The following is a 19,096-nucleotide window of genomic DNA, read 5'->3' on the forward strand; positions in this document are numbered from 1 at the left end:
CCCATCTTTCAGGAGGTTTAGAATGGCAACCTACATCAACGAACCGGCGCATACTTTCAACGAATATCTTCTGATCCCCGGCTACTCGTCCAGCGAATGCCGGCCGGAAAACGTCTCGCTGCACACCCCGCTGGTCAAGTTCAAAAAGGGCGAATCTCCCGCCATCAAGCTCTCCATCCCCATGGTCTCCGCCATCATGCAGTCCGTTTCCAACGACACCATGGGCATCGCCCTCGCCAAAGCCGGCGGCGTGTCCTTCATCTACGGCTCGCAGTCCATCGAGAGCGAAGCCGCCATGGTCGCCAAAGTCAAAAGCCACAAAGCCGGCTTCGTCCCCAGCGACTCCAATATCCGCCCCGACGCCACGCTGGCCGACATCCTCGCCCTGAAAGAGAAGACCGGACATTCCACCGTCGCCGTCACCGACGACGGCACCGCCAACGGCAAACTCGTGGGCATCGTTTCCAGCCGCGATTACCGCGTCAGCCGCATGGACCCCGCCGACAAAGTGTCCGGCTTCATGACCCCTCTCGCCCGCCTCATCACCGCCCCCGACGGCACCTCGCTGAGCGAGGCCAACGACATCATCTGGGACAAAAAACTCAACTCGCTGCCCATCGTCGCCAAGGACGGCCGCCTCACCGCCTTCGTGTTCCGCAAGGACTACTCCGAGCACAAGGAGAACCCCAACGAACTGCTCGACGACCACAAGCGCTACGTCGTCGGCGCGGGCATCAACTCCCGCGACTACAAGGAGCGCGTGCCGGCGCTGGTCAAGGCCGGAGCCGACGTGCTCTGCATCGACTCGTCCGAAGGTTTTTCCGAGTGGCAGAAACTGACGCTGGAATGGATCCGCAAAGAGTACGGCGACACCGTCAAGGTCGGCGCCGGCAACGTCGTCGACCGAGAAGGCTTCCTCTTCCTCGCCGAGTGCGGCGCCGATTTCGTCAAAGTCGGCATCGGCGGCGGCTCCATCTGCATCACCCGCGAGACCAAGGGCATCGGCCGCGGCCAGGCCACGTCCGTCATCGAAGTCTGTCAGGCCCGCGACGAATATTACCGCAAGACCGGCGTCTACATCCCCGTCTGCTCCGACGGCGGCATCGTCTACGACCACCACATCACGCTCGCCCTCGCCATGGGCGCCGACTTCGTCATGCTCGGCCGCTACTTCGCCCGCTTCGACGAAAGTCCCTCGGAAAAACTGCTCGTCGGCGGCACCTTCGTCAAGGAATACTGGGGCGAAGGCTCCAACCGCGCCCGCAACTGGCAGCGCTACGACCTCGGCGGCGCCGGCAAGCTCTCCTTCGAGGAAGGCGTGGACAGCTACGTGCCCTACGCCGGCCCGCTCAAGGAGAACGTGGAGCGCACCTGCCTGAAGATCAAGTCCACGATGTGCAACTGCGGCGCCGTCACCATCGCCGAGCTCCAGAAAAAAGCCAAGCTCACCCTCGTCAGCGCCACCAGCATCGTCGAAGGCGGCGCGCACGACGTGATCCGCAAGGAGAAGACCGCCACGGAAAAATAGCTTCAACGGAAAACGCCCGCGCAAACGACTCATACAATTTCTCAATTAAAATGCCGAATACAGAGGCGCTGCGGACGAAATTCACAAAAACTATGCTGATACTTTCATCAAGAATCAGTATGACAATGAAACGGCAAGCCGCCGCGCGGGATCTTAAAATTCCCGCACGGCGGCTCGTTTTCATTTTTCGGGGATTTCTTCCGGCTCCTTCACGTTTTCATCGCGCTCCCCCGCCGACGCGTCCGACGCTGATCCGCCGCGCAGGCTTTCGGCGCTGACGGGGAAGTCGAAGGCGGTCGTCGGGCAGGGTTCGTCTTTCAGCGTGAAGTGCCACCACTCGCCGGAAATGGCGCGGAAGCCGCGCTTCGTCATGGCGTCGCGCAGCAGGCGGCGGTTGGCGCGCTGCCGCTTCGTCAGCGCCGGCGTGCCGTCGAAGCGCGAGATCTCGCCGAAGAAGTCGAACGGGCTGCCCATATCGGCATCGCGCCCGGAGCTCATCTCGAACAGCGTCACGTCGACGGTGCTGCCGCGGCAGTGCGCGGATCGGGCGCTGACGTAGCCTTTTTCGAAGATCTGGCTCTTGTCCAGCGCCGGATAGAACCAAGGCTTCATCGAGTCGTCTCCGGCGTCCCGAGCCCAGCGCACGAAATGGTCGACGGCGCGCTGGGGGCGGTAAGCGTCGTAGATCTTGAGCCGGTAACCTTGACGGATCAGGTCGTCGCTGACGTTTTTCAGCGCCTCGGCGGCCTCGCGGGTGAGCAGCGCGCAGGGCTGCTCGTAGCCGTCGATGCGGCGCCCCACGAAGTTGAAGGTCGTGGCGTAGCGGATCTCCTGGATCACGTCGGGAACGGCCTCGGCCACCAGCACAAAGCCGGAAGCGTCCCGCGACGGTTCGGCGGCCGCCGGACATCCCGGGACGAACGCCAGCAGCACGATGCAGCACAGCGCGACGGCGCGTCTTTTCATGTTCATGGTGTATCGCCTTCCTTTCCTCGCTCGGCGCCGTATCACGGCGCCGAGCTTTATTATACCGCGGCCGGAAAGCCGCGTCGGACGGCCGGAGAAACATCACAAAATGAGAATAAAGAGATTGATTATTCCTGACTTTATATTCACGACGGCAGAACCGTCCGCAGACTGAGGGAATTCCGTCCGCGTCCTCGCGTCTCCCCTCCCCTGCGAACGCCGTCCGATCATTTTTTTCGCCGCCGTTGGACGTCCGCCCTCCGCCCTTGTAAATCGTTGCCGATACCATATAATAAGCGGCAAACGGAATCCCCTCGAAAGGATCGAACGCCGTGAGGGGATTTTTCTTTAATAGGGGGCAGGGGGAATCTTTCATGACCTTGGACGAACTGAAAATCGGCCAGTCGGCGGTCGTCGTTTCCGTGGGCGGCGCGGGGGCGCTGCGCCAGCATTTTCTCGACATGGGGGTTATTCCCGGCGCGCGGGTGAGCGTCACCCAGTTCGCGCCCATGGGCGACCCAATGGAACTGATGATCCACGATTACGAGCTCACGCTTCGTCTCGCCGACGCGGCGCGGATCCAGATCCGCGGGCTGACCGAAGCGGAACGGAACGGCGGCGAAACGCCCGCGCCCGGCCGCAAAGAGCCGGAGCACCCCGGCCTTGGCGAAGGCGGACGCTATCACGCGAAGGCCGACGAACACCCGCTGTCCGAGGGCGCAGCGCTGACTTTTGCGTTGGCCGGCAACCAGAACAGCGGCAAGACGACGCTGTTCAACCGGCTCACGGGAGCCAACCAGCACGTGGGCAATTTTCCCGGCGTCACGGTCGACCGCAAGGACGGCGTGATCAAAGGGCATCCTGGCACGCGGGTCACGGATCTGCCGGGCATTTACTCGCTCTCCCCCTATTCCAGCGAAGAGATCGTCTCGCGCCGCTTTATCCTTGACGAACACCCCGCCGGCATCATCAATATCGTCGACGCCACCAGCATCGAACGCAGTCTGTATCTGACCATGCAGCTGCTGGAGCTGAACGTGCCCATGGTGCTGGCGCTGAACATGATGGACGAGGTGCGCGGCAACGGCGGTTCGATCCGTATCAACGAACTCGAGGCGGAATTGGGCATTCCCGTGGTGCCGATCTCGGCGTCCAAAGGCGAGGGACTCCGCGAACTGGTGGATCACGCCGTGCACGTGGCGAAGTATCAGGAGCGCCCCGGCCGTCAGGACTTCTGCGACCGCAACGAAGACGGCGGCGCCGTGCACCGCTGCATCCACGGCATTATGCATCTGATCGAGGATCACGCCCGCGACGCGGGCCTCCCCGTGCGTTTCGCCGCCAGCAAGCTGATCGAAGGCGACCGGTTCGTGCTGGAAGCGCTGCATCTGACGGAGAACGAGAAGGAGATGCTCGAGCGCATCGTCGCGCAGATGGAACGGGAGCGCGGCCTCGACCGCGCCGCCGCCATCGCCGACATGCGCTTTGACTTTATCCGCAAGCTCTGCCGGCGCACGGTCGTGAAGCCGCGGCAGAGCAAAGAGCGCGAGCGCAGCCGCCGCATCGACCGCCTTCTGACCGGGCGCTTCACGGCCATTCCCGCTTTCGCCGCCATCATGGGCACCGTGTTCTGGCTGACGTTCAACGTCGTCGGCGCCTGGCTGCAGGACTTTCTCGAACAGGGCATCGGCGCGCTGACCGCAGAGGTCTCAGCGCTGCTGGCGTCGCTGGATGTCAATCCGGCCGTTCGCTCGCTGGTGGTCGACGGCGTTTTCGGCGGCGTGGGCAGCGTCGTCAGTTTCGTGCCGATCATCGTCGTGCTGTTTTTCTTCCTGTCCATGCTGGAGGACAGCGGTTACATGGCGCGCGTGGCGTTTGTCATGGATCATCTGCTGCGCCGCATCGGCCTGTCGGGACGCAGCATCGTGCCGATGCTGATCGGCTTCGGCTGCACGGTGCCGGCCGTCATGGCCAGCCGCACGCTGCCGTCGGAGCGCGACCGGCGCATGACCGTCATGCTGACGCCGTTCATGAGCTGTTCGGCCAAGCTGCCGATCTACGGTTTCTTCACGGCGGCGTTCTTCCCGCGGCACAGCGGCCTGATCATGATCGGGCTGTACGCGCTCGGCATCGTCATCGCCGTCCTCGCCGCTCTGCTGAGCAAGAACACGGTCTTCAAGGGCGAGGCGGTGCCCTTCGTGCTGGAGCTGCCCAACTACCGCCTGCCCGCTCTGAAGAACGTGCTGCGGCTGATGTGGGACAAAGCGAAGGACTTCCTGCAGCGCGCTTTCACGATCATCTTCATGGCCACGATCGCGATCTGGTTCCTGCAAACGTTCGACTTTCATCTGAACGCGGTCGCCGATTCGCAGGACAGCATGCTCGCCTCCGTCTCCGGCTTCGTCGCGCCGCTGTTCGCGCCGCTGGGCTTCGGCGACTGGCGCGTGTCCGCGGCGCTGGTGACGGGCTTCATCGCCAAGGAGAGCGTCGTCGCCACGCTGACGGTCATGCTCGGCAGCACGGAGCGTCTGCTGGCGCTGATCTCGCCGCTCTCGGCCGCGGCGCTGCTGGTGTTCTGCCTGCTTTATACGCCCTGCGTGGCCGCCGTCGCCGCGATCAGGCGCGAACTGGGCGGACGCTGGGCAGCCGGCATCGTCGTCGGCCAGTGCGCCGCGGCGTGGCTGTGCGCTTACGCCGTCAGGCTGGCCGGCGCGCTGCTGGGGTGGGCGTGATGAACGCCGCCAGCTGGCTGACGCTCGGCGTTATCGGCGCCGCCGTCTTCCTTGCCCTGCGAACCCGGCGGCGTTCCGGCGATTGCGGCAGCTGCCGCGGTTGCGACGGCTGCCGGCCGCAGGACAAAAAACGGCCGGAGCGATAAAAAAACATCCTTCGGCGGCAAGGTATCGGCTATAATCGAACCGCTTCAGGTTTGAACATCTTCGGCAAAGGAGCTGTTATTGATGAAAGACCGGGCAAAAGTGATCTGCCACATGATGACGACCATCGACGGCAAGATCGACGTCGAGTTCGAGCCGAGCGCCGACTACGACAAGGTCGGCGATGAATACGACCGCCTGCTGCTCAGCTACGGCCAGGCTTACGGGCTGGGACGCACGACCTGCCAGAGCGGGCTTGAAGTCGATCTTTCCAAGACTGAAGTCGACCTTTCCAAGTACAAAGGCGTGCCGGTGACGTACGAGGACACGGCGTACCGCTATCCCGAGGGCACGATCATCTGCGTCGCCTTCGACCGTTGGGGTAAGCTGAGGTGGCCGAGCAACGTCATGGACTACGCCGGGCGCCGCATGCCCATCGTCGAGGTGATCACCGAAAAATGCGCGCCCGAGTTCCTCGCCTATCTGAACGATCTGCAGATGCCCTACATCGTCGCCGGCAAAGACGATCTCGACCTCGAACTGTTTTTGCAAAAGATCAAGTCGCTCTGCGGCGTCGAAACGTTCGTCATCGGCGGCGGTTCGCAGATCAACGGCGAGTTCATCCGCCGCGGGCTCGCCGACGAGATCAGCATCGTCGTCGCTCCCGCCGTGGACGGCACGCGCGGCGCCCTGACCATGGCCGGCACGGACGACCTGACGGGATTCCCGCAATATTACCATCTCAAGGACGTGCAGAAACTCCCCTGCGACGGCCTGCTGATCCGCTGGAGCAAATAAACGGAGACTTTCCAAAAGACGAAAAAGCGTTCGCCGGTCGATGAGATTCGACTCATCGACCGGCGAATGTTTTCATTGTTCCACGTGGAACATTATCCTCAAGAAACAGTCTTCGATCCAGACTCTGACGCGCATCAGCGCCTCTTCATTTTTGCCGTTTCCAAAAAGACTTCTGCCGAAGAACGGCTCCGCCGCTCCGCTTCTATTGCAGTTTGCCGCGCGCGCTCACGGGCAGACGGTCGATCACCTCGTCGCCGCTGACCAGGTAGGCATATTCATACAGATTGCACACAGGACAAATGTGCACGGGGATGACGCGCACGCGGTCGCCGACGCGCACCTTTTCGCGGAACGCCGCGTCGTTGACGATGGCGTGTTCGTCGAAGACTTTGTCGATGTGCACGCCGGGATGCTCGAGCAGCGTGCCGTGTCCCGGCGTGGCGCAGACGCCTTCGCTGCGGCGCTGCATGGTCAGTCCCTTGGCGCCGACGTCGAGAATGACGCGCTCCGCCGTGGGGCGGCTGATCACGGTCGCCAGCACGGTGGCGGCGCAGCGCGCCAGCGTGCCGATGGCGTGCCCCTGCGAGGCGTCCATGAAGATGAACGTGCCGGGGCGCAGTTCGGTGATGCCGCCGAGGATCGGCACTTCGTTCATAAAAGTCGGCGTGGCCCCGTAACTGACGGTCTCGCAGGGCATGCCGGCCGCCGCGGCGAGGCGGGCGAAGCGCAGCGTGCGCTCCTGCGCGCCGACGGCGATACGGATCAGTTCCTCGCGGTCTTTGGCGCCATAACTGTTGCCGTCGTGCGAAAAGATCCCCTTGAACCGCACCGCAGGATAGCGGCGGATCTCCTCCAGCAAAGCGGCGAAATCGCTTTCCTCGACGACGCCCGAGCGTCCCTCGCCCACTTCGATCTCGATCAGCACTTCGGCGGGACGGTCGGCGCCGGCGAAAACTTTTTGGATGCCGGGCAGCGTCTCGGGACTGTCGACGCCGAAGCCGACTTTCACGCCGCGCTGCGCCAGGGCGCGGATGCGCTCCCATTTCCGCGCGCCGACGATTTCGTTGGCGATGAAGATATCGTCCAGCCCCGCGGCGGCCATGGCTTCGGCTTCGCCGACTTTGGCCACGGCGATGCCGCTCGCGCCCATTTCCACCTGCAGGCGCGCCACGGCGGGCATCTTGTGCGTTTTTGTGTGCGGGCGCAGCCTGACGCCGTGGCAGGCGGCGTAATCAAGCATGAACCGCATGTTGTCCCGCATGATCTCGCGATCAATCAGCAGCGACGGCGTATCGAGTGCGGCGATTTTCACGTTTTTCTCCTCCTTGGGGTGATACAATAATGACGTTTCCGCACATAATCTACAAAAAATTCCGGCGTTTTTCAAGCGCCGAAAATCCACGGAGGCACGCGGCATGGAACTGAACTTGGCCGGCCCGGCGCTGGGCGCCGCCTCGCTGTTCATCATGGGAGCCTATTATCCCGTGGTGATCTGGGGCGAATACTGGTTTTCCGAGCGCGTCTGGCCGCTGTTTCTACTCGCCGGCGCGGCGCTGATCGGAGCTTCGCTGTTTCTCAGCGGCACGGGCTGTTATCTGGCCGCTTTTACGGGGGCCGTCAACCTCTGGGCCATCGCCGAGATCAAGGAACAGGCGCGACGCGTCCGCGACGGCAAATATCCGCGCAATCCCCGCCGTCGCTATGACTGAAAAAACGAAAAGGGCGGGGAAAGAAAAGGCCGGCATCGCGCTTGGAGTGCGCGATGCCGGTCCCCATATGAACCCGAACGTTTTTCGAAGATCCCCTAGATGAGCCCGAAGTCCTGCAGCTGAGCCAGAAGCACCACGACGAGGATAACGGGCACGATGACCTTGAAGCAGAGATCTACCAACCACTCAAAGCGGAGTTTCTTGCCAGGCGTGAGGGCCACTTCGTCGGCAATGACCTTCGTGCCCACAACCCAGCCGAACATGACGCTCATGAGCAGAGAGCCGAGAGGCATCATCACGCCTTCGGAGAGCATATCGTAGAAGTCAAGCCAGCAGTCGAAGGCCACTGGAACCTTCGTGAGCCCCATCATCACGCCGGGGCTGTTCATCGCCGCGCCGCCGGCTACGTTGCTGCCCAGCCCGTCCAGCGCGACGGGGAAGCTCACGACGAAGAGCACCGCCGCGAGGACAATGGTCGTTGTGGCGCGCGCGGGGGCCTTCCCCTTGCGGATCTGACGGTCAAGCAAGTAGGCTACGCAGACTTCAAGCAGGGACATCGAGGAGGAAATGGCGGCCAGGAACACCAGGAAATAGAAGAGGAATCCCACAAAGGAACCGCTGAAGCCTCCCATACCGGTCACGAAGACCTCGTGCAGAGACACGAAGAGCAGCGAGGGGCCGCCGGCAGGGGCAAGGCCGAAGGCAAAGCACGCCGGCATGACGACCATACCGGCCAGGACCGCGATGATGGTGTCGGCCAGCGGGATGATGTACATCTCCCGGGAGAGATCCTGCTCCTTCGACAGGTAGGAACCGTAGGTGATCATGACTCCCATGCCGAGAGACAGAGAGAAGAACATCTGCCCTGCCGCCGTTTTCAAGACCTTGAAAAAGCCGATCTCAGGATCCGAGAATACCGCGAAGTTCGGCTTGAACATGAAGTCCAAACCCTTTTCAGCGCCTGGGAAGGTGTAGACGTAAGCGGCCAGCCCGACGAGAATGATGGCAAGGGCGGGAATGGCGTACTTGTTGAAGCGCTCGATGCCGCTTTCGACGCCGCTCATGACGACCACGATGTTGAGGACCTGGAAGATCGCCAGATAGAGGAGCATGTCGGAGCCGCTGCAGATGAACTCTCCGAAGTAAGCGCCGCTTTTGATGTTCGCGAAATTCGCGCCCCCCGAGAACATCGATTCGACGAAAGCGACCATGTACTTCAAGACCATGCCGCCCAAGACGTTGTAAAAAGCGAGAATGATAAACGGCGAAGCCACGCCCAGATATCCCACCCAGGCGAACTTCTTCGAGAGAGCCTGATAGGCCTCCACGGCGCCCTTACCGGTCTTGCGTCCCAGGGCCAACTCTCCAAGCATAATGACAACGCCGACCAACAGGACCACTGCCAGGTACACGACCAGGAACGCCCCGCCGCCGCTTTTTCCCATCTTATAGGGGAACCCCCAGAGGTTGCCCAAGCCAACGGCAGAACCGATCGCCGCCATCAAGAAGCCGAACTTGGACTTCCACTGCCCTCTTGCAACATCCTTCTCACGTGACATTTTTCTCATCTCCCTTTTAAGAAATTACGGATGCCCTTTTTATACGGACAAATCCTACCATATTATACAAACTGAATATAAAAAAACCAACCATTTCCTTTTAATTATATTCAGAATAATTGAAATTCTTCAAGGTAAATGCAACGCAACATCCGGTACCCCGTTGCATTAAATCTGAATTAAAAGGAGCTTGCATTTAGGGCTTGTTTAAAAAACATTTCAGCTTGTATTATTTCAATAAAATAACACTGGCAGCGACAAGAACAAAAGCGAAAAACGAAGCGTCAAGTTTGTCATAGCGGGTGAAAATTCTACGGAACCATTTGATTTTCTGAAAGAAACATTCAACCAAGTGTCGTTCCTTGTAAACATGCTCATCTATAAACCACGGTTCGGGATTATCGCTCTTCGGCGGGATAGTGTAACTTCCCTCCCGAGAAGTAATGTACTCTCTGATGGCTTGCGAACCGTAAGCCTTATCGCCGATGACGTTGCTCCCTCTGATTTCCGCTTGCCCGAGCAAGGACACGGCATGGCGGGAATCGTGGTCATTGCCGGGACTGAGCAGGAGCGCCAGCGGATTGCCTAAACCATCTACTATCGCATGAATTTTCGTATTCTTGCCGCCTCTGGACATGCCAATCGCTTGAGCCCCTTTTTTCCCCCTTCCGGGGTTTTCCCTCTCCCGTTGGCACTTTGATGTACTTTGCAGGACGTGGAGTCGATAGAGAGATTTTCCATGTCGGCATCAGCGCTTAGGGCGGCAAAGATCGCCTCGAATATTCCCCGCTGTTTCCACAGCCTGAAACGTGCGTAAACTGCCTGCCATTTGCCGTAACGCTCCGGAAGATCTCTCCATGGCGCTCCACTTCTGGCAAGCCACAGAATCCCATTGATGATCCTGCGGTTATCGTATTTTGCCGGGCGTCCACGTTGACCTGATTTCGGGTGTTCGGGCGGCAGCATTCTCTTGATTCGATTCCACTCGCTGGAGGTCAGTTCATATCTTCTCTCTTCCATGAGAAAAGTTTAAGCGATTGGATCGATTTAGGCAACTTTGACGTTTTTTAAACAAGCCCTAGTCTGAATTGATGAAAGACCTTTCTTACGAGACAACAGATCTCGGAAAGGAGTTCATCATCATGAACAAACATTTGACTCTGGCTGAAAGAAAAGCCATTGAAAGCGCCCTCAACCGGCGAGAATCTCTCAGAAGTATTGCCTCAACAGTTCTGAAGTCGCCGAGTACGATCTCCAGAGAGATCAGAAAACATGCAGAGACTGTCTTCAAAGGCTGTTATGGCCGGACAGCAAACTGCTGCCTTCACCGGTATGACTGCTCCGTTACTTCCCTTTGTAACACCTCTCCGAAATGCCGTTCACTGTGTTTCCGGTGCTCAAGATGTAATACGATGTGTCCTGACTTTAAGGAGGAGGTCTGCCCGCAGCTTTCGGTTCCTCCGTATGTCTGTAACGGCTGCCCCAACCGTCACCGCTGCACTTTAAAAAAACGGATCTATTCTGCTAAATCTGCAAATGACTCTTACGAGAAAACTTTGCATGAGGCTCGTGAAGGCTTCAATATCTCCGATGCCGAGCTTGCAGATATTGATTCTTTTTTCTCTCCTCTCATCAAACAGGGGCAGTCTCTCTATCATATTATCCGTAATAATCGAGATACTGTTCCCTGTTCTGAAAGTACCGCCAGACGGCTCCTGCTTTCGGGTATTTTAGAGGCACGGAAAATAGACTTGCCCCGAGCTGTCCGTTTTAAGAAGAGAAAGGGAAAAAGAAATAACATGAAGGTGGATAAAAAATGTCGTGAAGGCCGTACCTACAATGATTTTCTCTCTTTTTCGGAGAAACATCCGGACATGCTTATTACCGAAATCGACAGTGTCGTTGGCACCGCAGGAGGAAAAGTTCTTCTGACTGTCATCTTAAGAAACTGCAACTTTATGCTGGCTTTTTTGAGAGATAAAAATACTGCTCAATCTGTTGAGCAGATTTTTACAATGCTCTTCACTCTTCTGGGCAGGAAACGCTATAAGTCCATGTTTCAGGTCCTTCTTGCTGACAACGGTACAGAGTTTTCCAATCCGACGGCTATCGAAAAAGGTCCGGACGGAGAAAGAAAATCATATATGTTCTATTGCAATCCACAAGCACCGCAGGAAAAACCGAAGGTTGAAAATAATCATACTCTCATTCGAAGGATCCTTCCCAAGGGAACAACTTTCGACAATTTATCCCAAACTGATATCAACCTGATGATGTCTCATATAAACTCATACGGGAGGAAAAAATTTAACGGAAAATCTCCTGCAGAGATCTTTATCAACCTGTATGGCGAGGACGTATTGCATTTACTCGGACTCGAACTTATTCCGCCACAGGATATCTGTTTAAAGCGGACTCTTCTCGCCGGTAAATAACGGCTCCTTTTTAATTTCTTGATTGCATTAACTCTGAACTGAAAATTTTGCTTTCAGTTGAGGGTCACTTTTGTATGCTCTTTTTTCGGACAATTTCCTCGTAACAGCTTTTCATCCCCTTGAATTTGTTCCGTTAGCGCAATCTTGATCGTTATTATGTGTTCGTAATGACTGCTTGCTGCTTTTGTCCTGTCAAAGTAAATGCAACCCCGTCGCATTTACTTTGACGAGGTTGCATTTACTCTGAAAATTTACCTTCAGAATAAAATACTTTAATTAATAACATTTCACATTAAGTTTATGCTGCACGTAAAACAGAAACGGTCCTATGTCTGCAACAAATTGAGAAGCGGCATAAACCATCAGCTCAAACCCCCGTTTTGATATTGAACCAAACACGTTTGTTTATGAATCTCGCTTTCAGCGCCGGATCAATGGAGAGAAGAATGAACAGGCCCACTGCCTCTTCTATCGGATCTCCCTCGCAGCACCCGGCAAACTATGTCGATACTTTCTATCAAGAATCAGAATGATAAAGCCCCCAAAAAAACAGACCGGCCCCGCAGGGTCGGCCTGGTTTTTTATGTACGTCCTGAAAAACGCCCGCCGAAAAGCGGCAGGATCGCGCGCTCGACGGTCTTCAGCAGCAGATAGGTGACCAGCACGTCGCCGGGCAGGCAGATCAGGTTGGTCATGGCGCGCGCGGGGAAAATGGCCCACACGGCTTTTTTGTAGAGGATCACGAGCCACAGCGTGTTGCAGCCGAGGTTGACGATCAGCTTGACGAGCAGATGGGCGACGAACACGCGCGTCACCGTGAGCGGGCGGCGGTACAGTATCGTGCCGTAAATCACGCCGGCCAGAACGGCGCTGAGCGTGAAACCCGGAAAGTAAACGCCCTCGGGTTTGATCATGAACTTGATCACTTCCAGCGCGCCGGAGAACAAAGCCCCCGCGGCGGGGCCGAAGAGGTAGTCGACCACTTGGTTCGGGAAGCCCGACAGGCCGATCCTCAGATACGGCCCAAGGGAAATGGTGGCCACGGCGCGGAGGATCACGGCCAGCGCGCACATGACGCCGCAGAACGCCACCACGCGGATGGAACGGAACTCGCGCAGCGAAGCGAGCCAACGGTTTTCGCCAGCGCCCAACGAACGCGGATTGCCTGATGTCATCATACAAAAGCGCCTCCTTCGCAGTAATTTCCTCTTACTACATAAGGAGGCGGACTCGCCCGATATGCAGCAGCGGGATGCAAAACCCGACACCGCAAGCCCGGAAGGCTTTTCGTCCAGCTGTCAACTCCCCGTTCAGCCGGCACTTGACGCATCGGTTTTTACTCTGCTTTGAGATGCCTCTATTATAATCGCCGTTTTGGACAATGCAAGACTCTTTTCGGAAAACGGCCGGCGTGCTACCATAATCACGGAAGAAAATCGTCAGCTCCGGCTTTCCACGGGCGAGGACTGGCGCAAAAAGGCGGAAACGTCATGAAAAGAATTCTCAGTTTTGCAGCCGTCGCCCTATTGGCGCTGGGGGGATGGATCGGCTGGAACCAATTCGCAAAAACTCGGAAGCACAGCGTGAGCTTCTACGCCATGGACACGCCGATCACGCTGACGGCGTACGGGCCCCGCGGCAAGAGGGCGCTGTCGCTGGCCCGCGCGCGCGTCAAACAGATCGAAAGCAAGCTGTCCGTCACCGATCCGCGCAGCGACGTCGGCCGCCTCAACGCCGCCGGCGGCGCGCCGGTACAGGTCGGCGAAGACGCGGCAGCGCTGACGGCCTTCGCGCTGCGCATGAACGCCCTGACGGACGGCGCGTTCGACCCCACGCTCTATCCCGCGCTGCGCGCCTGGGGCTTCACGACGGAGGAACGCCGCGTGCCCGAAGCCGCCGAATTGGCGGAACTGCTCAAACTCGCCGGCGCGGAGCGCGTCCACCTCTCTGGACGAACGCTGCGCCTCGACGAAGGCAGCATGCTCGACCTCGGCGCCGTCGGCAAAGGATTCGCCGGCGACGAAGCGCTGGCCGCCATGGCCGCCGCGGGCGTTGAATCGGCGCTGGTCAACCTGGGCGGCAACGTGCAGACGCTAGGGGTGCGCCCCGACGGCCAAAGATGGCGCATCGGCATCAAGTCCCCGACGGCGGCCTGATCGGCGTGCTGCGCACGGCGGCGGAGGCCGTCGTCACTTCCGGCGGCTACGAACGTTTCTTCACCGGCCCCGACGGCCAGATCTACTGGCACATCCTCGATCCGCGCACGGGCGCCCCGGCGCGCAGCGGCGTGATCTCCGCCACGGCTGTCGGCCCCGAAGGCAGAATCTGCGACGCGATGTCCACGGCGTACTTCGTCATGGGCGCGGAAAAAACCGCCGCGTTTTGGAAAGAACACGGCAGTCCCGGCTTCGTGCTGCTCGCCGAAGACGGCGAACTGTGGGTCAGCGAGGATCTGAACGCGCGCTTCGCCGTCGATCCCGCTTACGCGGACGCGAAAGTAACGGTGGTGCGGCGATGAAAAAATTCATCCCCGCCGCCCTGCTGCTCCTGATCGGCTGGTGCCTGTGGCGCTGGTTCGCGCCGCCCGGCCGGATCGTCGAGATCGTGCAACGCGGCAAAGTGATCGCCCGCCTCGACCTGAGCCGCGAAACGGGTTCGCGCACCATCAACATCCGCGCTCCCGGCGGCGGTTATAACCGCCTGCTCGTCGAACGGGGACGCGTCAAAGTGCTGTGCGCCGACTGTCCGGGACAGGACTGCGTAAGAATGGGCTGGCTGCGCTCGGCCTCGCTGCCGCTGATCTGCCTGCCGCACGGACTGACGGTGCGTTACGCGCCGCGCAGCGAGGGCGAGCTCGACAGTCTGTCGCAATAGGAGGGAAAGATGAACACGAAAAACTTCGCCCGACTGGCGCTGCTCACGGCGCTGTCGCTGATCCTCTTCGCCGCCGAGATGGCTCTGCCCGCGCCCATCCCCGTGCCCGGCGCCAAGCTGGGGCTGGCCAACGTCGTCACTGTCTGGGCGCTCTACCACTGCACCGCTCGCGAAACGTTGCTGGTGCTGCTGGCCCGCATTTTGCTCGGCGCGCTGCTCACCGGCAATGCGGCCGCACTGATCTTCAGCCTGTCGGGCGGAATGCTCTGTTTGGCCGGCACGCTGCCGCTGCGCCGCGTCATCCCGGAACGTCGCCTGTGGCTGTGCAGCGCCGCCGGCGGCGCGCTGCACAACGTCGGGCAGCTGGCGGCCGCCATTGCCGTGACGCAGACCGCGGGGCTGCTCTCCTACCTGCCGTTTCTGCTGGTCAGCGGCATCGTCTGCGGTTCGCTGACGGGACAGATCGCCCAGCAGACCTCTGCGCGGCTGCGCTATTACCGTACGCGCGACCGCGACGATCTGCCGGCGCAGAATCTTTGACCGCAGGCTTCTGATTCACAAGGAGACCAGCTATTAAAAGTCAAGTAGGAAATTCGAGCTCATGCCCGAAGTATTTCTAGCCGGTTGCCCGCGTGAAAAAGCCAAAGCGCCCCTGAAAACGGCATATTGGACAGAACTCAGACAAAACAAGCACGCGAACGAGCTCACACGGAAGCGACACGAGCAGGGAACCCCGCGGGAACAGGATCATTCTATGCCCTGGCGGCGTACCTCGTAAGGTTTGTTGGCTTTCAGAACAGCGTAAATCGTATAAAGCAGTTTTCTCGACACAGCCCCCAATGCAGTCCCATGCGCTTTCCCCTCACCGCGCTTCTTTTCGTAGAACGCTTTGAAGACAGGATCGCATCTGACTGCTATCAGCGCCGACATCCAGACAGCTCGTCTCAGGTAGGGGGATCCTTTCTTGGACAAGCGGTTGTGCTGGCCGACATAGTTCCCCGATTGAAACGAAGTCGGATCGATCCCGGCAAAGGCGACGAGTTTCTTGGGATTGGAGAAACGACTGATATCGCCGATCTCACCGAGGATCACGGCGCCCGTCGCCGGCCCCACGCCGGGGACAGTGAGGATGACAGAGCTAAACTTCCTCAGCTGCCGGGCGATCTTCTTGTCGATCTCATCGATCTGCTTCTCCGTGAATTCGATCTGTTCGATGAGAATCCTGATTTGAAAGGCAAAGGCATCCGAACACAGAGTCAGGCCGACCGAACGCGCCGCCAGAGACTTGAGCTCACGGGCTTTGTCAGTACCGTGCCGGCCCCGGCTGGTTTTTCTGAGCAAAGCGGCCAGCGATTTCGTGTTCACGTCGACCACCTGTTCCGGAGTGCCGTACGTCTTGAGAAATGCCTTTGAACTCTCGCCAAAGACGTTGGAGAACAAGGCGGCATACTCCGGAAACACCTGATCCAGAACGGTGACGACCTGTCGCTTGTAGTCGGCGCAGGAGTCCTTGAGCGACTCTCTGAAACGGGCCAGATTGCGCAGCGCCATGATATCTTCATCAGCCAGATGAGTTGCGCTGAACGAGCCGAAACGGATCACCTCAGCCACCAGAAAGCAGTCGACCGCATCCGTTTTCTGCTTCCGGATGTGGAAGTTCCTCAGACTGTCGGATTGGATCGGGTTGATCACATGCAGAGCAAAACCCTGCTCCCGCAGAAAGGAGTAGAGCGCGAGCCAGTAATGACCGGTCGCCTCCATGCCGATACAGAAGGCCTCCCGCTCGGGAAGACTCTGTTCGAGAAAGAGCAGAAGCTGCTGAAAGCCCTCCTGCGCATTGGCGAAACGCAGCGACTTGCCGACGTGGCTGCCGTCCTCCCTGATAAGCCCTGCTTCGTGATTGTTCTTCCCGATGTCAATACCAAGATAGTACATGAGTCACCTCACCACAACGTATTTGCAGGTGAATTCTCACGCTTCCTGCGGCTCACAACCTCCTTGGACAGACGGAGAAGACTTTCGGTCTCAACATCCAGCTCATTCGTGAACTGCCGCAAGAGGTGAGGCGCCACTCTCCTTTACGAGGAAATGTCCCCAAGGAAACAAACGGCGACGCTCACACTGCATGCTGACATTATCGCAGATTGTTCCGTTCAATAATCTGTCAACAAGTGCGACTACATTATTCTAGGAGGAGAAAATTTCATGAACGCCAACGCGCTTACGCGCCTTGCCGTGGATTTCGCGATGACGGCGCTGATGGTCGCGCTGATGGCCTATCAGGTCGTCGGCGACGTTGCCCACGAGGTCCTCGGCACCCTTATCGGCGTGCTTTTCATCGTTCACGCCGTCCTCAACCGGCACTGGTTCGCGCGCTTTTTCAGCGGGCGTTACACGCTTCTGCGCGTACTGCAAGACTTCGCGATCCTGCTGATGCTGCTCGACGCCGCGGTGATCATGATCACGGGCGTGATGATCTCGGGGACGGTTTTCGCCTTCCTCGACATCACCCGCGGCGTCGGCGCGGCCCGTACGCTGCATCTGGCCGCGTCCTACTGGGGCATGGTGCTCATGAGCGTCCACATTGGCCTGCACTGGAGCATGGTCATGGGCATGACGCGCACCGTCTTCAAGGTCAAGGGCCATCGCGGCGCGGCCGCTTGGCTGATGCGTTTCGGCGCGGCGGCGCTGGCCGTCTGCGGGGCGCGCGCCTTCGGACGCATGAACGTGTGGGGATTCCTGACGCTACGCAGCCAGTTCGCTTTCTTCGACGAAACGCAGAGCGATCTCGCGGTGTTGTTCAACTATTTCTCCATCATGGCGCTGTTCATTTTCCTTTCCTATTACGCGGGCAAGGGGTTGCGGGCGTTTCCGACGTCGTGGAAGGACGCCGCGCGGTGAATCTGAACTATGAGGGCGTCGTTCTCGCCGCCGCTTCGCTGCTGATCATCGCCGCCTACCATCCGCTCGTGATCAAGGCGGAATATTGGTTCGGGACGCGCGTCTGGCCGCTATTCGCCGTGGCCGGGCTGATCTGCCTGTCCGCTTCCGCCTGCCTGCGCGGCGTCGCCTCGCCTATCCTCGCCTTTCTCGGCGCCACCAATTTGTGGAGCGTCGTCGAGCTGAAAGCTCAGGCGAAACGCGTCAGAAAAGGCTGGTTCCCCAAAAATCCGCGGCGGAAATACGAATGAAAAACATGACTCTCGCACGAAAGAAGCGGGACGGCACGCTGAGATTGTCTCCGGCGCGCCGTCCCGCTTCTCTTTTTTTGACGCTCTTCTCTTATATTTAGCCTGGCGGTACGGGTAACAGCGGCTTTGAATGTATACTGTATATTAATCGATGGGAGAGCGTTCTTTTGATTGACAAGACTATAATCTGCTGATAGTATAATTTCAGTTATTAAATATCTTTTTTTCAAATATAGGAAAGAAGGACGATGTGATGAGCGTAAAACTTGGCTACATCGGTTTCGGCGAAGCGGCCTACCACATGGGCAAGGGGCTGAAGAGCGAAGGGATCGGGGACATTCGCGCCTTTGACGTGGCGCTCGACATGGGCGGCGCGTACAAGGACACGGTGCTCAAGCGCTGCGCCGACGCCGGCGTCGCGGCGGCGGCGTCGGCCGAAGAGGTCGTGAAGAATTGCGACATCGTCGTCATCTGCGTGCCGGCGCGCTTCACCGCCTCCACGGCCGAGGGGCTGCTGCCTTTCGCGAAGGAAGGCCAGCTGTTCGTCGATGTGACCACGGCGCTGCCCCACGTCAAAGAAAAGGAAGCGGCTCTGTTCGCCGGGAAAAAAGCGCAGTACGTGGACTCGGCCATGCTCGGCTCGCTGGTCGTCTCCGCTCACAAGGTGCCGATGCTCGCCTCCGGCGACGGCGCAGAACGCTGGAAAGAGGCGATGACGCCCTACGGCATGAAGATCGCGTTGGCCGGCGCCGGCTCGAAAGCCGGCGAAGCCTCGCGCATCAAGCTGGTGCGCAGCGTTTTCATGAAAGGCTTCGAAGCGCTGGTTGTCGAAACGTTCCTGTTCGCCCGCAAATGCGGCGTCGAGGAGCGCATCATGGACTCCGTCGCCGGCACGATGGACAAAGAGTCGTTCAAGGACATTGCCCGACGGATGGCCGGCGCCGACCTGATCCACTCGGAGCGGCGTTCTTTCGAGGTGGGCGAGTCGATGGAACTGATGAAAGAAGTCGGCGTCGAGCCGTTGGTCGCCGCCGGAGCCAAGGAGCGTCTGGCCCGTTCGGCGGCGCTTGGGATGAACAAGGAACTGAGCGGCGTAGCGCCCCAAACCATGGAAGCGATCTATTCCATTTGGGAGAAAAAGGAGTACAAATAAATTCCAG

At 58.9% G+C, this 19,096-nt stretch carries 17 protein-coding genes, 1 pseudogene and 1 riboswitch; of the genes and pseudogenes, 12 read left to right on the forward strand and 6 right to left on the reverse strand.

The window, feature by feature from the left end; genetic code table 11:
* Nucleotides 1–22 precede the first annotated feature (22 nt).
* A complete protein-coding gene (locus RAH42_RS11535) occupies nucleotides 23–1,528 on the forward strand; it encodes an IMP dehydrogenase (protein ID WP_317539565.1) in 1,506 nt (501 codons plus the stop codon).
* A gap of 180 nt (nucleotides 1,529–1,708) precedes the next feature.
* Here RAH42_RS11535 and RAH42_RS11540 read toward each other — a convergent pair whose 3' ends face one another.
* Entirely contained in the window at nucleotides 1,709–2,500 is a 792-nt protein-coding gene (locus tag RAH42_RS11540; RefSeq protein ID WP_078015053.1) for a M15 family metallopeptidase, read from the reverse strand.
* Nucleotides 2,501–2,868: 368 nt separating this feature from the next.
* Here RAH42_RS11540 and feoB point away from each other — a divergent pair, with 368 nt between their 5' ends.
* From feoB to RAH42_RS11555, 3 genes are all read left to right on the forward strand, one after another.
* Nucleotides 2,869–5,226, forward strand: coding sequence for a ferrous iron transport protein B (gene feoB / locus RAH42_RS11545; protein ID WP_078015052.1), 2,358 nt, complete (start codon nucleotides 2,869–2,871; stop codon nucleotides 5,224–5,226).
* A complete protein-coding gene (locus tag RAH42_RS11550; RefSeq protein ID WP_143521659.1) occupies nucleotides 5,226–5,372 on the forward strand; it encodes a FeoB-associated Cys-rich membrane protein in 147 nt (48 codons plus the stop codon). The genes feoB and RAH42_RS11550 overlap by 1 nt, the downstream gene beginning before the upstream one ends.
* Nucleotides 5,373–5,454: 82 nt before the next feature.
* Nucleotides 5,455–6,168 carry a dihydrofolate reductase family protein gene (locus tag RAH42_RS11555; protein WP_078015051.1) on the forward strand — a complete coding sequence of 238 codons (714 nt, stop codon included), beginning with the start codon at nucleotides 5,455–5,457 and terminating at the stop codon, nucleotides 6,166–6,168.
* 202 nt (nucleotides 6,169–6,370) lie between these two features.
* Here the strand turns inward: RAH42_RS11555 and RAH42_RS11560 are convergent, their stop codons facing one another.
* Nucleotides 6,371–7,480: an alanine racemase gene (locus RAH42_RS11560; protein ID WP_317539566.1), complete on the reverse strand. Its 1,110-nt coding sequence runs from the start codon at nucleotides 7,478–7,480 to the stop codon at nucleotides 6,371–6,373.
* Between the two features lie 103 nt (nucleotides 7,481–7,583).
* Here RAH42_RS11560 and RAH42_RS11565 point away from each other — a divergent pair, with 103 nt between their 5' ends.
* Nucleotides 7,584–7,877 (forward strand): DUF4491 family protein, encoded by a 294-nt coding sequence (locus RAH42_RS11565; RefSeq protein WP_317539567.1) that lies wholly within the window; start codon nucleotides 7,584–7,586, stop codon nucleotides 7,875–7,877.
* Between the two features lie 95 nt (nucleotides 7,878–7,972).
* Here the strand turns inward: RAH42_RS11565 and RAH42_RS11570 are convergent, their stop codons facing one another.
* Together RAH42_RS11570 and RAH42_RS11575 are read right to left on the reverse strand one after the other, a co-directional pair.
* Entirely contained in the window at nucleotides 7,973–9,436 is a 1,464-nt protein-coding gene (locus tag RAH42_RS11570; protein ID WP_233543420.1) for a sodium-dependent transporter, read from the reverse strand.
* A 229-nt stretch (nucleotides 9,437–9,665) separates the two neighbouring features.
* Nucleotides 9,666–10,456, reverse strand: a protein-coding gene (locus RAH42_RS11575; RefSeq protein ID WP_317539161.1) for an IS5 family transposase whose coding sequence is annotated in 2 segments (ribosomal slippage) — nucleotides 9,666–10,085 and nucleotides 10,088–10,456 — 789 coding nt in all. Because the reading frame shifts where the segments join, the coding sequence is not laid out codon by codon here.
* Nucleotides 10,457–10,848: 392 nt separating this feature from the next.
* Here RAH42_RS11575 and RAH42_RS11580 point away from each other — a divergent pair.
* On the forward strand, nucleotides 10,849–11,871 hold the full coding sequence (locus RAH42_RS11580; RefSeq protein WP_317539177.1) for an IS30 family transposase: 1,023 nt from the start codon (nucleotides 10,849–10,851) through the stop codon (nucleotides 11,869–11,871).
* A 581-nt stretch (nucleotides 11,872–12,452) separates the two neighbouring features.
* On the opposite strand, the gene RAH42_RS11585 is transcribed toward RAH42_RS11580, so the two are convergent.
* Nucleotides 12,453–13,049 (reverse strand): folate family ECF transporter S component, encoded by a 597-nt coding sequence (locus RAH42_RS11585; protein ID WP_317539568.1) that lies wholly within the window; start codon nucleotides 13,047–13,049, stop codon nucleotides 12,453–12,455.
* A gap of 65 nt (nucleotides 13,050–13,114) precedes the next feature.
* Nucleotides 13,115–13,217, reverse strand: a riboswitch (THF riboswitch).
* Between the two features lie 252 nt (nucleotides 13,218–13,469).
* Between RAH42_RS11585 and RAH42_RS11590 the strand changes: the two are divergent.
* The 3 genes and pseudogenes from RAH42_RS11590 to RAH42_RS11600 all read left to right on the forward strand — a co-directional run bounded on the left by RAH42_RS11590 (nucleotide 13,470) and on the right by RAH42_RS11600 (nucleotide 15,285).
* Nucleotides 13,470–14,389 (forward strand): annotated as a pseudogene (locus RAH42_RS11590) (FAD:protein FMN transferase).
* Nucleotides 14,386–14,745, forward strand: coding sequence for a NusG domain II-containing protein (locus RAH42_RS11595; protein ID WP_302295051.1), 360 nt, complete (start codon nucleotides 14,386–14,388; stop codon nucleotides 14,743–14,745). Before RAH42_RS11590 ends, RAH42_RS11595 begins: the two are co-directional and overlap by 4 nt.
* A gap of 9 nt (nucleotides 14,746–14,754) precedes the next feature.
* Entirely contained in the window at nucleotides 14,755–15,285 is a 531-nt protein-coding gene (locus RAH42_RS11600) for a Gx transporter family protein (protein WP_078015044.1), read from the forward strand.
* A 207-nt stretch (nucleotides 15,286–15,492) separates the two neighbouring features.
* Here RAH42_RS11600 and RAH42_RS11605 read toward each other — a convergent pair whose 3' ends face one another.
* The gene (locus RAH42_RS11605) at nucleotides 15,493–16,680 is read right to left on the reverse strand and encodes an IS110 family transposase (RefSeq protein WP_317539426.1); all 1,188 of its coding nucleotides are present in this window, start codon (nucleotides 16,678–16,680) and stop codon (nucleotides 15,493–15,495) included.
* A 270-nt stretch (nucleotides 16,681–16,950) separates the two neighbouring features.
* Between RAH42_RS11605 and RAH42_RS11610 the strand changes: the two genes are divergently transcribed.
* From RAH42_RS11610 to RAH42_RS11620, 3 genes are all read left to right on the forward strand, one after another.
* Complete coding sequence (locus tag RAH42_RS11610; RefSeq protein ID WP_317539569.1) at nucleotides 16,951–17,646, forward strand: DUF4405 domain-containing protein; 696 nt, start codon at nucleotides 16,951–16,953, stop codon at nucleotides 17,644–17,646.
* Nucleotides 17,643–17,936 carry a DUF4491 family protein gene (locus RAH42_RS11615; protein ID WP_078015042.1) on the forward strand — a complete coding sequence of 98 codons (294 nt, stop codon included), beginning with the start codon at nucleotides 17,643–17,645 and terminating at the stop codon, nucleotides 17,934–17,936. The genes RAH42_RS11610 and RAH42_RS11615 overlap by 4 nt, the downstream gene beginning before the upstream one ends.
* Before the next feature lie 253 nt (nucleotides 17,937–18,189).
* A complete protein-coding gene (locus RAH42_RS11620; RefSeq protein WP_078015041.1) occupies nucleotides 18,190–19,089 on the forward strand; it encodes an NAD(P)-binding domain-containing protein in 900 nt (299 codons plus the stop codon).
* Nucleotides 19,090–19,096 lie beyond the last annotated feature (7 nt).

This window comes from Pyramidobacter sp. YE332 (assembly GCF_033060595.1).
In the GTDB taxonomy this organism is placed as follows: domain Bacteria; phylum Synergistota; class Synergistia; order Synergistales; family Dethiosulfovibrionaceae; genus Pyramidobacter.

Excerpts from the sequence above, each read along its gene's own strand:
- RAH42_RS11535 (WP_317539565.1), top strand. The coding sequence starts at position 23 with ATGGCAACCTACATCAACGAACCGGCGCATACTTTCAACGAATATCTT.
- RAH42_RS11540 (WP_078015053.1), bottom strand. The coding sequence starts at position 2,500 with ATGAACATGAAAAGACGCGCCGTCGCGCTGTGCTGCATCGTGCTGCTG.
- feoB (WP_078015052.1), top strand. The coding sequence starts at position 2,869 with ATGACCTTGGACGAACTGAAAATCGGCCAGTCGGCGGTCGTCGTTTCC.
- RAH42_RS11550 (WP_143521659.1), top strand. The coding sequence starts at position 5,226 with ATGAACGCCGCCAGCTGGCTGACGCTCGGCGTTATCGGCGCCGCCGTC.
- RAH42_RS11555 (WP_078015051.1), top strand. The coding sequence starts at position 5,455 with ATGAAAGACCGGGCAAAAGTGATCTGCCACATGATGACGACCATCGAC.
- RAH42_RS11565 (WP_317539567.1), top strand. The coding sequence starts at position 7,584 with ATGGAACTGAACTTGGCCGGCCCGGCGCTGGGCGCCGCCTCGCTGTTC.
- RAH42_RS11570 (WP_233543420.1), bottom strand. The coding sequence starts at position 9,436 with ATGTCACGTGAGAAGGATGTTGCAAGAGGGCAGTGGAAGTCCAAGTTC.
- RAH42_RS11580 (WP_317539177.1), top strand. The coding sequence starts at position 10,849 with ATGTGTCCTGACTTTAAGGAGGAGGTCTGCCCGCAGCTTTCGGTTCCT.
- RAH42_RS11585 (WP_317539568.1), bottom strand. The coding sequence starts at position 13,049 with ATGATGACATCAGGCAATCCGCGTTCGTTGGGCGCTGGCGAAAACCGT.
- RAH42_RS11595 (WP_302295051.1), top strand. The coding sequence starts at position 14,386 with ATGAAAAAATTCATCCCCGCCGCCCTGCTGCTCCTGATCGGCTGGTGC.
- RAH42_RS11600 (WP_078015044.1), top strand. The coding sequence starts at position 14,755 with ATGAACACGAAAAACTTCGCCCGACTGGCGCTGCTCACGGCGCTGTCG.
- RAH42_RS11605 (WP_317539426.1), bottom strand. The coding sequence starts at position 16,680 with ATGTACTATCTTGGTATTGACATCGGGAAGAACAATCACGAAGCAGGG.
- RAH42_RS11610 (WP_317539569.1), top strand. The coding sequence starts at position 16,951 with ATGAACGCCAACGCGCTTACGCGCCTTGCCGTGGATTTCGCGATGACG.
- RAH42_RS11620 (WP_078015041.1), top strand. The coding sequence starts at position 18,190 with ATGAGCGTAAAACTTGGCTACATCGGTTTCGGCGAAGCGGCCTACCAC.